12 protein-coding genes and 2 tRNA genes are annotated in these 14,520 nt (G+C 70.7%); 7 read left to right on the top strand and 7 right to left on the bottom strand.

Features of this window, described 5'->3' with window-relative positions:
• Window positions 1-205 precede the first annotated feature (205 nt).
• Entirely contained in the window at window positions 206-2,875 is a 2,670-nt protein-coding gene (locus MHY85_RS10435; RefSeq protein ID WP_239196086.1) for a DEAD/DEAH box helicase, read from the bottom strand.
• Complete coding sequence (locus MHY85_RS10430) at window positions 2,872-3,864, bottom strand: DUF1837 domain-containing protein (RefSeq protein WP_239196085.1); 993 nt, start codon at window positions 3,862-3,864, stop codon at window positions 2,872-2,874. Before MHY85_RS10430 ends, MHY85_RS10435 begins: the two co-directional genes overlap by 4 nt.
• A 483-nt stretch (window positions 3,865-4,347) precedes the next feature.
• Here MHY85_RS10430 and MHY85_RS10425 point away from each other — a divergent pair, with 483 nt between their 5' ends.
• On the top strand, window positions 4,348-5,037 hold the full coding sequence (locus MHY85_RS10425) for a hypothetical protein (RefSeq protein WP_239196084.1): 690 nt from the start codon (window positions 4,348-4,350) through the stop codon (window positions 5,035-5,037).
• A gap of 527 nt (window positions 5,038-5,564) precedes the next feature.
• On the opposite strand, the gene MHY85_RS10420 is transcribed toward MHY85_RS10425, so the two are convergent.
• Window positions 5,565-6,620: a J domain-containing protein gene (locus MHY85_RS10420; protein WP_239196083.1), complete on the bottom strand. Its 1,056-nt coding sequence runs from the start codon at window positions 6,618-6,620 to the stop codon at window positions 5,565-5,567.
• Window positions 6,621-7,195: 575 nt separating this feature from the next.
• Here MHY85_RS10420 and MHY85_RS10415 point away from each other — a divergent pair.
• Window positions 7,196-7,720: a hypothetical protein gene (locus tag MHY85_RS10415; RefSeq protein WP_239196082.1), complete on the top strand. Its 525-nt coding sequence runs from the start codon at window positions 7,196-7,198 to the stop codon at window positions 7,718-7,720.
• 712 nt (window positions 7,721-8,432) lie between these two features.
• On the opposite strand, the gene MHY85_RS10410 is transcribed toward MHY85_RS10415, so the two are convergent.
• Window positions 8,433-8,509, bottom strand: a tRNA-Pro gene (locus MHY85_RS10410).
• Between the two features lie 127 nt (window positions 8,510-8,636).
• On the opposite strand from MHY85_RS10410, the gene MHY85_RS10405 reads away from it, so the two are divergent.
• Window positions 8,637-8,707 (top strand) — tRNA-Gly (locus MHY85_RS10405).
• On the opposite strand, the gene MHY85_RS10400 is transcribed toward MHY85_RS10405, so the two are convergent.
• Window positions 8,679-9,941 carry a TIGR03862 family flavoprotein gene (locus MHY85_RS10400; protein WP_239196081.1) on the bottom strand — a complete coding sequence of 421 codons (1,263 nt, stop codon included), beginning with the start codon at window positions 9,939-9,941 and terminating at the stop codon, window positions 8,679-8,681. The genes MHY85_RS10405 and MHY85_RS10400 overlap by 29 nt on opposite strands.
• A gap of 84 nt (window positions 9,942-10,025) precedes the next feature.
• On the opposite strand from MHY85_RS10400, the gene MHY85_RS10395 reads away from it, so the two are divergent.
• The 4 genes from MHY85_RS10395 to MHY85_RS10380 all read left to right on the top strand — a co-directional run bounded on the left by MHY85_RS10395 (window position 10,026) and on the right by MHY85_RS10380 (window position 12,675).
• The gene (locus MHY85_RS10395) at window positions 10,026-10,745 is read left to right on the top strand and encodes an MSMEG_4193 family putative phosphomutase (RefSeq protein WP_239196080.1); all 720 of its coding nucleotides are present in this window, start codon (window positions 10,026-10,028) and stop codon (window positions 10,743-10,745) included.
• Between the two features lie 9 nt (window positions 10,746-10,754).
• Complete coding sequence (locus tag MHY85_RS10390; protein WP_239196079.1) at window positions 10,755-11,315, top strand: DUF3090 domain-containing protein; 561 nt, start codon at window positions 10,755-10,757, stop codon at window positions 11,313-11,315.
• 124 nt (window positions 11,316-11,439) lie between these two features.
• Window positions 11,440-11,838 (top strand): hypothetical protein, encoded by a 399-nt coding sequence (locus MHY85_RS10385; protein ID WP_239196078.1) that lies wholly within the window; start codon window positions 11,440-11,442, stop codon window positions 11,836-11,838.
• 72 nt (window positions 11,839-11,910) lie between these two features.
• Window positions 11,911-12,675 (top strand): SCO1664 family protein, encoded by a 765-nt coding sequence (locus tag MHY85_RS10380; protein WP_374233407.1) that lies wholly within the window; start codon window positions 11,911-11,913, stop codon window positions 12,673-12,675.
• A 64-nt stretch (window positions 12,676-12,739) separates the two neighbouring features.
• Here the strand turns inward: MHY85_RS10380 and MHY85_RS10375 are convergent, their stop codons facing one another.
• The gene (locus tag MHY85_RS10375; protein ID WP_239196076.1) at window positions 12,740-13,468 is read right to left on the bottom strand and encodes a tyrosine-protein phosphatase; all 729 of its coding nucleotides are present in this window, start codon (window positions 13,466-13,468) and stop codon (window positions 12,740-12,742) included.
• 66 nt (window positions 13,469-13,534) lie between these two features.
• Window positions 13,535-14,500 (bottom strand): alpha/beta hydrolase, encoded by a 966-nt coding sequence (locus MHY85_RS10370; RefSeq protein ID WP_239196104.1) that lies wholly within the window; start codon window positions 14,498-14,500, stop codon window positions 13,535-13,537.
• Between the last annotated feature and the right edge of the window lie 20 nt (window positions 14,501-14,520).

The following is a 14,520-nucleotide window of genomic DNA, read 5'->3' as shown; positions in this document are numbered from 1 at the left end:
CCTCACGACACCCGGATCAGGCCTGTCCGCGGTCCAATCCCAGGTCGCCACCGCCACCGCACGCGGGAACGTCGTTCCCGCCGAGGCGCCACGCCACTCGGTGCACGTTCCCGGGCCTCGAACGCCCTCCGCTCCGCGACGGAACCGCGTGGACGTCGGCACAGGCTGTGCGTCCCGCACCGCGACGAGCCGCTCCCATGCTCGGTCACATCGCCGGTCCCGTTGTCGGAGCGCTCATACCGAAGAGACCGTCGACCTCGATGTACGCGTCTTCTTCGGGTTCCATCACAGACATCAGCCCGCGCGCGTCGATCCCTGCGATGACGCCGGCCTCGTCGTACGAGAGGTAGTCGCTGAATTCTTCAATCAAACGGTTGGCAACCCCGCGGCTGAACCCGATCTCCTGCAGCTCCACGACGCGCGCGTCGGTGGTCCCGTATTCGATCAGGTCCGCCACGCTGATTCCGGTTGCCTCCGTACCCAGAGCCGCCCTGCTGAGGTCTTGATAGTTCTGCAGGTACCCGATGATCTTGAACCGAAGACCCGTCTCCAGATTGCGTAACGTCTCCTCGATCACGATGTTGATATGCGCGCGGGAAGCGGGATCGAACGGGACCAACTCAAAAGCGCCACCCTTGGCGTAGTTGCGATACCCGAGCTGACCGCGTTCACGGTAGTAATCCAGCGCGTTCCGGATGATCAGGCTGAGAGGGAGACCCCTCACCCACGAATTCATGAGTATCGCCCAGTAGCGCAGGCGCCGGTCGAAGGCAGCAGGCGCCGACCCTTGCGATACGAGAGAATCGTTTCCGCGCGATTCCTGCGAACGCCAGTCGTAGAGATCGGCGAGGCGACGCAGGATCGCATGGAAGGTGTCCGCGTTCACAGGATCACCGTCACTGAGCAGCGGCTCGACGGTCGCCCCGGAGTTCAGCATGCGCCACACCCTGTCCTGGAAGACCGGCAAGATGCTCGGCGACCTCCGCAACAGGGTGGCAGGGATGCTCAGGCCTCGCGTTGCGTCGTCGAGGAGCGTCGAGCCTCCCGCTACTCGGTCGATGAAGGTGTTGCGCAGAGGCGACGACCGAGCGTCCAGGTGGTGGACGAGAAGGACCGATGCATAGTGCTGCGCCGTTCGAGCCGCATCTGCGGACGTGCCCTTGGGGAGATCTTCACCGCGCAGGATCCGAGCCATGTCGGTGAAGTTCTTGCGCTTGGCTCGGTTCTTGTCCGTGAGGAAGCTTGAGACCCGAACGGGCTCGGAGACGTTGAGCAAACCGCGCGTGGACGAAGCCCAACGATTCGGGTCGTCTCGGACGACCACGACGTTGCCTGAGAAGTCGAAAGTAAGACGCCCGGCACGACCCGCCAGGTTGTCGAAATCGATCTTCCCCAACTGCGACGTCCCGTGCTTGTCGCTCATGATGAATATGTTCTTGGCGGGAAGATTCACGCCCTCGAGCAGTGTCGACGTGCACACCATGTACCGCAAGGACGAGCCCGGCGAGGCGAACAGCGCTTCGAGCTTCTCCCTGACCTCCTGCGGCATCTTCCCATGATGAAACGCCACGCCGCGCTTGAGGCACTCCGCGAGGAAGTAGTCTTTGTGGACGTACTTCTCGACGTACTTTCCGAGCGACTTCAGCGCACTGTCCTCGAGAACCGGCAGGCCGTGCGCCAGTTCCAGGGCCAGCTCCGAAGCCTTGCCCGTGCTGTTCACGTACACGATCGCCTTGCGGTCGCCGGTCAGCTGGGTGATCACGCCGACCGAGCTGCTTGCGCGAAGCGGCAGGTCTGAAGAAGCGGCCTCGCCGCTGAGCGACGAGATGCGGAACTGGGCTCCTTCCACCAGATCGACGAAGTATCGCTGCTGCGCAACCGTGCGGGTCCGTACGGCGATCGAGCCCTCGTTGGACTTCTGGAAGAGGTCGAGGAACAGCTCGGGGTTCGCGATCGCCGGCGATGAGAAGATCAGCCGGGTCGCAAATGCCTGCGTGCTCTCCAGGATCGCGTGATAGTACAGCGGGCTGCGCGAGTCCCGGTCGGCGACGACCTTCTGCGCCTCGTCGACGATCAAGTAGCGGAGCGGCCGCACGGGTGAGGCGAGGTACCTAATGAGCCGCTCTGGCGTCAGGACGAAGACGGACCTCGGGTGGCGATCGCGAAGAATCCGGTGAAGTACCGGGTAGGTTGCAACATTCACCGCTGGGACGTCGCGAAACAGCCGCCTCAGGTCAGTGGCCGCCTGGTTGACCAGCGCCTTGGTCGGCACGAGAACGACGACAGCGGTCCCGTCCATCTCGGCTCGACGCATGACGTCATAAAGCAGGTCCTTCAGGATGAAAGACTTGCCGAGCGACGTGGGCCCGGAAAAACTGAAGAAGTCGGCGTCACGCAACTGGGATGCGATTTCATACTGGCTGTCTGTCAGGACGCTCTTGCCGCTCGCGGTTGCGTGGTGGACCTCCTTGACCGCCCGCTCGAGCGCGCGCGACAGCGGAAGGGCGAACTTGCTGCCTTCGCCCTTTTGAAGGGTCTCGATGCCTGGAAAGTTGCCCAGTTTGACGAGAATCGCCTCAGAGACCGCGAGAACTTGGTCCGAGAGTCCTGAGTCGAGACCTACGAGGTCCTCGTACTCATGAAGAAGCGCGATGACGCTGTAAGCGAGATCTTGGTGCCCGTGCAGATCCGAGTGGGACAGGAGGTCAGCATAGCGAAGGAGTGCGATCACCACATCGGACTCGATGACGTCCGCACTTTCTCCCGTGAGGAATGCGGAGGCAACGGCTGACTCTAGCTGACCCAGCACATCGCGGAAGTGCGGGCGTTCGACGATCACCTCGCCCAGCCGAGTCGCCGCCGATTCGCCGCTCACTCCTCGCCTCCCGTGTCGTTTCGGAGAGCATTGACCATGTCGACTCGAACAGACTCGACACCTCGCTGAACTCCGCGCACCGTCGTCTTCAGGAATGGCACGGCGTAGATGTGAAAAGGATACCCGCCAAGTGCACGATCCTTGATCTCCGACGATATGAGACCGATGTTCTCTTGGACCATCTGTCCCGCCGCATCTCGGAGCGCTTCCTCGATCTGCGGCGTCGTGAGGTCCTCGAACGCGATCGACTGCGCGTCGATCTCGAAGCCGATGAGGATGCCGAACGCATTGGTTTTCGATACGGCGCTTTCGCCGGCAGCAGCAGGAAGCAGGATGCGCTCAAGCATGACGAGGTGCTCGGGGTCCAGCACTTCCTTGAGAAGTTGGGATTCGACGAGCCACGTGTCGAAGCGGAAGCCGTTCTCGTGTACGTTGGCGATGGACTTGAATGCGGCTCGTATCGCCCGTGGCGCGCTGGACCGCGGTTCGCCCTTGAGGTCCCCGTACAGTTTCGACTCACCGAAGATCAACTGGAACGTGCCATCTGCGTCACTGAGGAGATGAACGCCGTCCGCCCCGTTGACGTAGTGGTTCGGTGCCGTCTTGAGCTCCATCTTGGACAACACCTTGGGGGCGCCCAGGTGGCCCTCGAGGAGCGCGTAGAGCAGTACCTCGCCACCCTCCCCCGCGTTCGGGTCCGGACGCCGGAACTGCGATTGGACCTTGTTGACGACCTCGACGGTCCGGCTCATGTCACCGACTCGCAGCTGCTGGAGGTTTCTGCGGGACAGCACGTAGCCCAGCGCGGCGTTGCTCAGCTCTCGGTAGAGATCGGGCAGCGCGAAGTTGCCGCCGTCCACCCGCAAGACGTGCAGGTGCACGGCCGTCTTGACATGCACATTCGTGGAGACGGGCTCGTAGAACAGGTCGAGAAAGCCCCGCCGGTTCACCAGGGACAGCGGCAGCGGTGTCGTCGTCGCGTCAGCCATCAGTCGTCCTGCCTCTTCACCCAGCCTGCGGGGAGGGTACTTGCAACCGCCGCACGGTCGGCTGCGGCTCCGCACGACGGCGTGTCGGCGCCTTCGTGCTGCTCAGCCGACACCAATGCCATCGTCATCTCGGACGCTCGGATGAGTGATTGGTGCTCGCCGGATCGCGCGGGTCTGTGCGAGCTGCGGCGGACAGACAGCCGAGGGTCCACGGCCGCAGGGGCTCGCTGCGCTTGTGTCACTAATCGCACCGGGCCGGCGCAGCGCCGTCTGCTCGGGTTCGTTCTCTACAGGGCCCGTCGGAACGTCTTGCACGTCGTCCTGACCGGGCGCTGGCGAGTGCCCCAACAGAGGCATCGAGTGCCGCTGCCGACGCACTCACCATGGCTGGGCCGGCGGGGTCGGGACGTCCGCCGCCTCTCGACCGCCACGCGAGCGCTGACGCAGGTCAGACCCCAGGGCTGTCGCAGGTAGCCTGCCCGCGTGGGTCATCTCGAGAGGTTCCTCAAGTCCGCCGTAACTTGGACCAGCACCATCGGCGGCGTCATCGGCCTCGCGTTTGTCTTCGTGCCGGGTCTGCGTGCCGTCGCGGATCGCAACGGCCTGCTCGGCTGGTTGCTCGCCGTGATCTGTCTGACCGCGGTGATCGTCGTGCTCGAGCTCACGGAGTCCGCGCGCACGCGCGCGAAAGCCCTCGAGTCGGAGCTCGTCGCGGCGGTGGCCACGTCCGCGGCTGAGCAGCGAGCCCGCGACCTGAGCAAGGACATCGCGCTGATCGACGAGCGGCTGCAGGGTATGACGCTCGACAGCGAGCTGTTCGACTTCCTGGTGAACCACGCGGACTTCAACCGATTCCCTGTGCGGCACAGCCGCGACCTGGACGCTCGGCGGGAGCGGTGGGAGATCGATCCGCGGGTAGTCGCCGACGCGGAGCTCGCCGCAGCGTGGCAAGAAGTCGAGGACGCAACCAGTGACTTCGCCCGGGCGCTCGGCAACCTCATGTGGACCAAAGGGCGGGAACCCGGCGGTACGCCCCAGCACGATGTCCTCGACGTGCCTCGGGAGTGGCCGTTCGAGCGGCGCGACGCCGCTGTCGACACCCTGACGGAGGGCAGGCGGCGACTGGTCGCGGCTTTGCGTGACATGTACGCACTTCATCAGAGCCGTCGGTAGAGACGGCCGGGACGCACTTCCGCCGAAGCCCGTCCCGGCGCGAACTGCACGAGTCGAACACCGCCTCCGCAGCCCGCCGCCAGGCGAGCACGCCGTGGGATCGCCCGGCGATGACGCGATCGGCACTGGCCACACCGCCAGCATCCCCACGCGCCGTAGCGCGACACGAGCCCCGCGACCGGATACGGGCCCGCTGCTCAGCTGTGCGACGGCTCGGTTCGGCCAAAGGCTCGTGCTACACCCGATCCGAACAGAGACACGATGACCTCGAGGGTGACGAGTCGAACCATTCGCATCACCATCCCTTCGTGCCAGAGAATCCTGGCGATGACGGCGCGGAAGACCACGAACAGAATCCCGACGATGATGGATACAGCGGCCAGTACTGCTAGGGCGGCGGGACTCGAACCCGCCCACACGAGCCCCTGACCCAGCCGAGCCGTCGCACAGCACGAGAAGTGTAGCCAGTGCCGTCCTTCAGGGGTTGGCCGCCCGGGCCAGTCAGAGTTCGAGGTCGCCCGATCTCGCTAGGCGGGTGGCTTGACTCGTCCGCAGGCGCGGCAGACGCGGAACTGCGGATCGGTCCGGACGCCGCAGCTCTGACACCAGAACGCCGGCTTCCGGGCGATCCTGCCGTAGGTCCACGACGCGCCCCACAGGCACAGCGCGAGGCAGACCATCAGTGTTCCGAACCGCACCGTGGTGGCGGGGCCCTGCTGCATGTGAGTCAGCCAGATCACCGGCTCGGCGATGAGAGCGGCCGGGAGTGCGGCCACTGACGAAGCCAGGACGAACGCGACGATCCAACGCAGGCAGCCGAGCCGTTTCCACGTGTGCCCCGGGGACCCGTATCGGGGCACGCCGTCGGCCACCCTTGCGCCCTTCCGGACAGCCGGCGGCATCCGTGAGCGAACCCGGACGGCGCCGAACACGAAGGCGCCCAGGGCCAAGGACTGCGCGACGAGCATCCACGCCTCGTCGACGTGGCCGTCGAGCGTGCCGACCAGGATCGCGGTGGCGATGAACGCCAGGTGGAGTCCCGCGATCGAGTACGCCCCGACAGGACGCCCTCGCACGGCGATCCACGTGGCGACGGCGAGCCCGACGAACTGGATCCAGAGGATGGAGCCGTACGCGTCACGCGTGGCCGGAACCACCGCGAACGCCAGCAGAACGGTGAGGCCTACGCCGCCCGCGATCAGCCCGGAGCGCGGCCATCGGCGGACGGGCGCAACCTCGGCCGTCGGCGCGGTTCGGCCCGGATCGTCCTTCGCCGGCGGCGGGGCCGCGGCGGCCGAATACGTCGGGGACGAGCGCTCGGCGTGCTCGCGATCTGAGGCACTGGTGCCCGGCTGGTTGTGCCGCGTCGCGATGGAACCGGCAAGGAACGCGTCGTAGCGGGCACGCTTCGTCGGGTCAGATAGGACCTCATAGGCACGGCGGATGAGCACGAACAGGGACTCGTGTGCGTTTGGGTTCTGGTCCGGATGGGTCGCCCGAGCTCCGGAGTGATACGCCCGGCGCACCTCCACGTCGCTGGCGTCACGGCCGACCCCGAGAACGTCGTAGTGCGTGGGCCCCATCAAGACGCTCGCCCGCTCACGTGGCGTCGCGGGACCGTGGTCGCGCTGGTCATCAGGTCGCCCCTCCGTGGGCTACTCGGCACCGTTTCAGGCGCCGTGTCGTGCGGCTGAACGCGAACCTGTCGCAGCCCGTTCGCCCGCGAGCCTGTCACCCGCTCCCCCAGCTACCTGGGACTTCTACCTCGAGTTCACCCGATCAGCCGCTAGAAGGCCCTGGCGGCGTCCACCCCGCAGACGCGTCTGTCGACTGCGGCACGCAAGCCGGCGAGCGGGCCACGAAGGCCTCGACCATGGACGAGACGAATGACCGCCCGGCCTGCTCCAAGCGACTTGCCAGTGGTGATCAGGGACCTGTCTAGCCGACGGTCGCCGCCTCGACGCGATGGGCCCGCCGTGCCGAACGCGACGCGGGATGCCCTTGCGCCGTGACTCGCACCGGCGCGACACTTCACGAGTCGGAACACCACCTCCGCAGCCCACCACCGCGTGGGCATGACGAGAGGTCGACCGGCGATGACGCGATCATCACTGACCACAGCGCCCGCGCACCACACCGCGACACGGACCGTCCGGTCATGACGGGGAACGATTACCGCTACCGGCAACGAGAAGCGCGTGAGATCCAGCGGGAGTTGGGCGTTCCTTACTCCGAAGCGCTTCGGATCTGGGCAGAGCGCAACCCGGAGCGCGCCGAGAAGGTTGCAGACTCGAAGCGACAAGCCAAGCAGGACGCCCGATCACGCACGCCCGAGATCAACCTGGACAAGTACCTCGACTCGGTTCAGGGCCTCACCCTGGAGCAACTCGGCCTCGAGTCACCAGCTGAACTAGTCGACGCCTACGTGGTCGAGGCGGAGGCGAACTACGGCCGCGTCACGACCAAACTCGTGTCGCTCAACAACACGGGTCTTGCACTGTGGCGCGGCCGCGCAACGACGCGACTCACCTTGGCCGGCACAACGCCGGGGTCGCAGGGCACAGGTCGCGACACCAGGATGTTCAGCCCGCCCACTCGCCTTGCACACGTGACTTTCGCGTTCTCAGTGAAGGACGGACGCATCGTCCGTCAGATGCAAGTTCGGTGGACATGGGCGCGTTAAGCGACGCGAAATCCTCGAGTTCGCCCGCGCGCTCCATTCACGCCGTCGGACTACCACCGACCGGTGAATACGGGGTGGAGCGCCCTGCGAGCATCTGCCTCGTCGGGCGCTTCGCTGTTGTGCGCTTGAGGCAGTCCGAACCGGCTCACGCAGACGACGCTCGGCCCGGGACCGCGTCGATCCCGGGCCGCCCGCAGTGCTGACCCGCTAGGACGAGCCACCCCGCCCCGCAGGTGCCAGTCCGCGCCACTCCCGGGTGCCCCGTGCCGGACTCCCACCGCCCCGCTGCGACCGCTAGGCCTGCCGGCCGGCGTCCTGTGCGGCGGCCGCGATGAGGCCGTCGAGCCATGCCTGGTGGCCCTTGAGCATTGAGCATCCGGTTGGGACGCTCCGCAGCGAGCGCCGCGGCCGGGCGACCGTGCCGAACCTCCTGGGTGAGTACGCGCACACGATCGCCCTCGGGCTCGCGCAGCCGGAGGCCGTTCGACGATCGGATCGACGCGAGTTCGGTCGCCTGGTCGTCGGCACCGCATGTCGCCAGCCCTCGTCCGTGGTTCGCACGCGGCTGGCGACACCACGTTCTCTGCGCAGCGCGTCCGCTCGCGCACTCCGACGCAATCTGGGGCCGACAACTGCCCGACCTTCCGCCGGCCCAGGTCAGAGGGCCGCCCAACCTCCCAACTCTGAGGCGGGCAACCCTCCAACCCCTCCGTGGTCGGGATGGCGGGATTCGAACCCACGACCTTCCGCTCCCAAAGCGGACGCGCTACCAACCTGCGCCACATCCCGTCGGGCCGGAGTCTAGTGGCGCCACGCGCACCCCCGGCGGCGGCGTGGGTGCCGTGCGGGCGCGCAGGTGCGGGTGGTGGTCGCGCGAGCCGGTACCCTGGTCCGGCGGCCCGCCCGGCGGGCCTGCGCGGATGTAGCTCAATGGTAGAGCCCCAGTCTTCCAAACTGGCTACGCGGGTTCGATTCCCGTCATCCGCTCCGAGCGCCCCGCGAGCCACCCCAGCATCCCCCGCGCCGCGGCGACCCCGGTGCTGAACGACGCCTGCAGCAGGTACCCACCGGTGGGTGCCTCCCATTCGAGCATCTCCCCCGCCACGAACGTGCCCGGCAGCGCCCGCAGCATGAGGCGCTCGTCCACCTCGGACCAGCGGATCCCGCCGGCGCTGGAGATCGCCCGGTCGATCGGCATGGTCGCGGGCACGGGGACGGGCACCGCCTTGAGCAGCGCCGCCACCGCCGCCGGGTCGTCGGGCACGGCGTTGCCGGTCGCCTCGCGGAGCAGCCCGACCGCGACCGGGTCGAGGCCCGCGGACCGCTGCAGCCAGGTCGACCGGGAGTCCTTGGGCCGGCGCCGAGCGAGGCGCTCGGCCAGCCGCTCCGCCGGGGTGTCCGGGCGCAGGTCGACCTCCAGCACGCAGCCGCCCGCGTCCAGCGCCGCGCGGACCGCCGCCCCGACCGCGTACAGCGGCCCGCCCTCCAGGCCGGTCCGGGTCACCATCGCGTCGCCGCGCACGGGCGCCCGGTCCTGCCCGCGGACGGTCAGCGCGACGTGCTTGAGCGGGACGCCCTGGAACCGGTCCGCGAACCCCGGCGTCCAGCCGACCCGGACGCCCACGTTGGCCGCGCGCAGCGGCGCGGTCGCCACCCCGCGCGCCTCGAACGCCGGCACCCACGACCCGTCGGAGCCGAGCCGCGGCCAGGACGCCCCGCCGAGCGCGAACAGCACGACGTCGTGCTGCGCGGTCCGGCGCTCGCCGTCCACGGACCCGCCGACGCCGACGAGCCGCAGCCCGGCGCCGTCCTCGGCCCAGCCGTCCCAGCGCTGCCGCCGCTCGATCCGCACGCCCAGCGCGTCGAGCCGCGCGAGCCACGCCCGCACGAGCGGCGTCGCCCGAAACGACCGCGGGAACACCCGGCCGCTCGTGCCGACGAACGTCTCCTCGCCCAGGCCGGCGCACCAGGCGCGCAGGTCGTCGGCGGTGAAGGCGTCCACGAACGGCGCGAGGCGCTCGGCGGCGTCGCCGTACCGGGGCAGCATGCGGTCGCGGCCCTCGGAGTGCGTGATGTTGAGGCCGCCGTGACCGGCGAGCAGGAACTTGCGCGTCGGGGACGGCATCCGGTCGTAGACGGTCACCGCCACGCCGGCCCCGGCCAGCACCTCCGCGGCGATCAGCCCCGCCGGGCCGCCGCCGACCACTCCCGCCGTTCGCACCGGCCGACCGTAGCCCACCGCGCCGCCGCGCCCGGGCGCGGCCCGCCCGGCACCGAGCCCCCGCACCTGCCTACGCTGCACCGCATGGCCACCGTCCTGCTCGTCCGCCACGGGCGCACCACCGCGAACGCCACCGGCGTGCTCGCCGGCCGCACCCCCGGGGTCCTGCTGGACGCCGTCGGGCACGAGCAGGCCGCGCGCACCGCCGAGCGGCTCGCCGTCGTGCCGCTGGTCGCCGTCGTGACCAGCCCGCTCGAGCGGTGCCGGGAGACGGCCGAGGCGCTGCTGGCCCGGCAGGCGGAGGCGCCGGCGACGCGTGTCGAGGACCGGCTCACCGAGTGCGACTACGGCGCCTGGCAGGGCCGGCCGCTGCGGGAGCTCGCCGACGAGCCGCTCTGGCGCACCGTCCAGGGCCAGCCGTCCGCCGCGGTGTTCCCGGGCGGGGAGTCGCTCGCCGCCATGCAGGCGCGCGCGGTGGCCGCGGTGCGGGAGCAGGACGCCGCGATCGAGGCCGAGCACGGACCCGGCGCGGTGTGGGCGGCGGTCACGCACGGCGACCTGGTGAAGGCGCTGCTCGCGGACGCGCTCGGGATGCACCTCGACCTGTTCCAGCGCCTGCACGCCGGCCCGGCGTCGGTGTCGGTCGTGCGGTACGGGCCGGCGCGGCCGGAGGTCGTCGCCACCAACACCGACGCGGGCGACCTGTCCTGGCTGCGCGCCGCGGCGCCCGCGGGGGACGCGGCGGTCGGCGGCGGCGCCGGCGCGGCGGAGGCCGCACGCGACGGTGTCGGTCCGCGCTCCTAGCATGGGGTCATGGCCACCCTCCTCCACCTGCACGACTGGCCCGACCGCGCGGTCATCGGCACCGTCGGCCGGCCCGGGGCCCGCACCTTCTACCTCCAGGCGCGCACCGGGCGCCGGCTGACCTCGGTCGCCATGGAGAAGGAGTGGGCGTCGACCCTCGCCGAGAAGATCGACGAGATCCTCGACGAGCTCATGACCACCGACGGCAACCCGTACAGCGTGCCCGCGGAGGCGTTCGCCGAGCTCGTGGACGCGGACCCGGTCGAGCAGCCCGTCGAGGAGGACTTCCGCCTCGGCCAGATGCGCCTGCACTTCGACCGGGCCACCGGGCAGATCGTCGTCGAGGCGTTCCCGCTCGTGCTGGTCGACTCCGAGGAGGAGGCCGAGCGCCTGGCGGCGGAGGACCCGGAGCCCGAGGAGGCGATGGTGCTGCGCATGCCCGTCGGCTCCGCGCGCGCGTTCGCCGAGCGCGCCCGCCGGGTCGTCGCGCAGGGTCGCCCGGCGTGCCCGCGGTGCGGCGAGCCGATGGACCCCGACGGGCACGTCTGCGGCGCGGCCGACCCCCGCTGACCGGCCGGCCCCGGCCCGCAGCCACTCCGCGCGGGTGATGCCGCCGCTCCCCGACCCTCCCTAGCGTCGGTCCCGGCAGCGGGCCCACCGGGCCCGGTCGGCCCGGAGCGGGAGGGGAACCGCGATGAGCGAGCGTCGCAGCGGCCTGGCGGTCGGCATGACCGTCTTCGCCGGCACCATCATGATCATGATCGGCGTCATGCATGTCTTCCAGGGCATCGTCGCCCTGGTCAACGACACCTTCTACGTCGCCGGCGAGGAGTGGGTCCTCCAGCTCGACGTCACCTCGTGGGGCTGGGTGCACCTGATCCTCGGGGCCGTGGTCGCGCTCGCGGGGTTCTTCGTGTTCAGCGGCGCGGTCTGGGCCCGGACGATCGGTGTGATCATGGCCGTCCTGAGCGGCCTCGCGTCCTTCGCCTGGCTGCCGTACTACCCGGTGTGGGCGCTGGTCGTGATCGCGCTGGACGTGTTCGTGATCTGGGCGCTGACCGCGCACGGGCGCGAGATCGCCGAACCGGTGTGACGGGCACGGGCGCCCCCGGCTCCGGAGCGCGGGCCCGGGTCGGCGCCCGCTCCTAGCATGTGTCGCATGCCCGTGACGCCGCCCGACCTCGAGTCCGGCCCGCTCGAGGTGCTCGGCCGGATCACCGTGGCGTCCAACGCGACCTTCCTCGCGGAGGTCGGGGGCGCGCGGGTCGTCTACAAGCCGGTCGCCGGCGAGAAGCCGCTGTGGGACTTCCCCGACGGCACGCTGGCGAACCGCGAGGTCGCGGCGTACCTCGTGTCGGAGGCGACCGGCTGGGGTGTGGTCCCGCACACCTGGCTGCGCGACGGCCCGCTGGGGCGCGGGATGGTGCAGCTCTGGCAGGAGCCCGACGCCGCCCAGGACCCCGTCGACGTCGTCCCCTCGGGCACGGTGCCCGACGGGGTGCGCACCGTGCTGGAGGGCGGCGACGAGCAGGGCGACCCCGTCACGCTGGTGCACGAGGACTCCCCCGCGCTGCGCCGGATGGCCGTGCTCGACGTCCTGCTGAACAACGCGGACCGCAAGGGCGGCCACGTGCTGCCGATGCCGGACGGCCGGCGGCTCGGCGTCGACCACGGCGTGACCTTCCACGTCGAGCCCCGGCTCCGCACGGTGCTGTGGGGCTGGCTCGGCGACGACCTGGCGGCCGAGGAGGTCGCGGGAGTCGAGCGGGTGCGGGTCGGGCTGGACGGCGACCTCGGCCGGCTGCTCGCGACGCTGCTGGCGCCCGCCGAGGTCGACGCGCTCGCCGCGCGGTGCGACCGGCTGCTGCGCGCGCCCCGGTTCCCCGGGCCCGAGGGCGAGATGCCCGCGGTGCCGTGGCCGCTGTTCTGACGCCCGCGCCGCCGTCCCCGGCCGCCGGTCGGGCCGGGCGGGCCGGTCGGTCCGGTCGGGCCGGTCAGGCCGGCACGAGCAGCGTCGCGCGCAGCCGGTCCACGTCGTCCGCGCCGACGCCCACCGACGCGAGGTAGCCCGCGACCCCGCCCCGCTCGCGGTCCAGCCACGCCAGCTCGTCGCGGAGCACGGCGGCCGGGCTGCTGCCGATCATCGCCCGCAGCCGCGCGTCCGGCCGGACGCCCAGCAGGCGCAGCCGCCGGAGCATGCGGTCGGTCCACTCCCCGGCCAGGTGCCCCTCGCTCGCGGCGTAGTCCGCCACCACCTCGTCGCGGTCGGCGCCGAGGACGAGGAGCACCAGGGCGACCACGATCCCGGTGCGGTCCTTTCCGGCGGTGCAGTGCACGACGACCGGCCCGGGCGACCCCGCGACGGCGCGCACCGCCGCGCGCACCTCGGGCCCGTGCCCGACCAGGATCTCCCGGTAGACGTCGCGCAGCTCCCACCGGCCCAGGAAGCTCGCCGCGGAGCCGCTGAGCATCGGGACGCGCACCACCTCGACGTCCCCGCCGAGCCGGTCCCGGCCGCCGAGCCGACGGTCCCGGTCGGAGCGCAGGTCCACGACCCGCCGGACCCCGAGGGCCGTCAGCGCGGCCCGCCCCTCCCGGCCGAGCCGGGACAGCGCGTCGGAGCGGAACAGGTACCCCGGGCGCAGCCGGTACCCGCCGCCCACGGTCGCGCGGACCTCGCGGAAGTTCGCGGTCCCCGGGATGTGCACGTCGGTGTCGCTCATGGTCGGACCAGTACACGGCCCCCGGGGCGCTGGGTGGTGCGCCCGCCGCGCCTGCGTGGGTGCCGGTCAGCCGCGCGCCAGCGTCACGTCCAGCCAGCCGACCACCCCGTCGAGGTACCGCGTGCGCGCGGGCAGCGGGGACAGCGCGAGGTCGTGCGCGCCGCCCGGCACCTCCTCGTACGTGACGTCCCGGCCCAGCCGCGGCGCGAGCCGCCGCATGTCCGCCGGGTCGAGCACCGAGTCGGTGGTGAGCAGCCCGTCGTGCCACCGGTCGTCCGGACCCGCCGCGTCCGAGGCGAGCACCAGCACCGGCACGTCGATGTCCAACCCGCGCGCGACCTCGGCCTGGCCGCGCTTGATCGCGCGGACGAACCCCGCCCGCACCGGGAACCCCGCGTACGGCTTCCAGGCCAGGTCGTACGACCACTCGCCGCCGCCGTCCGCGTGCAGCGCGTGGCCGTAGTGCTCACCGACGTGCGACACCACCAGGCGCGGGGCGACCCGTCCGACGACGTGCTCGATCGCCCACGCCAGGACCGTCCGCTCGACGAACGAGCCGCGGACGTCCAACCACGGCGAGTTGAGCACCACCGCGTCGACCAGTCCCCGCCCCCGCCGGTGCTGGGCCCAGAGCGCCGCGATCAGGCCGCCGGTCGAGTGGCCGAGCAGCACCACGCGGTCGTGCCGCTCCCGCACGAGGCGGACCGCGGCGTCGACCTCCTCGGCGTAGACCGCCAGCGACCGGGTGTCGTTCGGCTCCCGGCCGGCGCGGATGGACCGGCCGTAGTCGCGCAGGTCCACGGCGTACAGGTCGTAGCCGCGGTCCGCGAGCGCGTCGGCCACGTGCGTCTGGAAGAAGTAGTCGACGAAGCCGTGCACGTACAGCACGGCGGGCCGCGCCCTGTCGCCCCCCGCGTCGCGCCGGTGCACCAGGGTGGCGACCGCGTCGCCCTGGGCGTCCGGGCGCAGGTGCAGCGTCCGCTGCACCCAGTCGCCGCCGAGCACGTCCTGAACCGCGTCGTCCACCCGCATGCCGGCGATCCTGCCACCCC

This window comes from Cellulomonas sp. ACRRI, from assembly GCF_022346185.1.
Taxonomy (GTDB): domain Bacteria; phylum Actinomycetota; class Actinomycetes; order Actinomycetales; family Cellulomonadaceae; genus Cellulomonas.
The sequence above is the reverse complement of the archived record's forward strand: the minus strand, read 5'-3'. Positions and strand labels throughout refer to the sequence as shown.

What these genes read in the sequence shown, in the direction of transcription:
- MHY85_RS10430 (WP_239196085.1), bottom strand. Translation starts at nt 3,864, where the DNA reads ATGGCTGACGCGACGACGACACCGCTGCCGCTGTCCCTGGTGAACCGG.
- MHY85_RS10420 (WP_239196083.1), bottom strand. Translation starts at nt 6,620, where the DNA reads ATGGGGCCCACGCACTACGACGTTCTCGGGGTCGGCCGTGACGCCAGC.
- MHY85_RS10415 (WP_239196082.1), top strand. Translation starts at nt 7,196, where the DNA reads ATGACGGGGAACGATTACCGCTACCGGCAACGAGAAGCGCGTGAGATC.
- MHY85_RS10395 (WP_239196080.1), top strand. Translation starts at nt 10,026, where the DNA reads ATGGCCACCGTCCTGCTCGTCCGCCACGGGCGCACCACCGCGAACGCC.
- MHY85_RS10390 (WP_239196079.1), top strand. Translation starts at nt 10,755, where the DNA reads ATGGCCACCCTCCTCCACCTGCACGACTGGCCCGACCGCGCGGTCATC.
- MHY85_RS10385 (WP_239196078.1), top strand. Translation starts at nt 11,440, where the DNA reads ATGAGCGAGCGTCGCAGCGGCCTGGCGGTCGGCATGACCGTCTTCGCC.
- MHY85_RS10375 (WP_239196076.1), bottom strand. Translation starts at nt 13,468, where the DNA reads ATGAGCGACACCGACGTGCACATCCCGGGGACCGCGAACTTCCGCGAG.
- MHY85_RS10370 (WP_239196104.1), bottom strand. Translation starts at nt 14,500, where the DNA reads ATGCGGGTGGACGACGCGGTTCAGGACGTGCTCGGCGGCGACTGGGTG.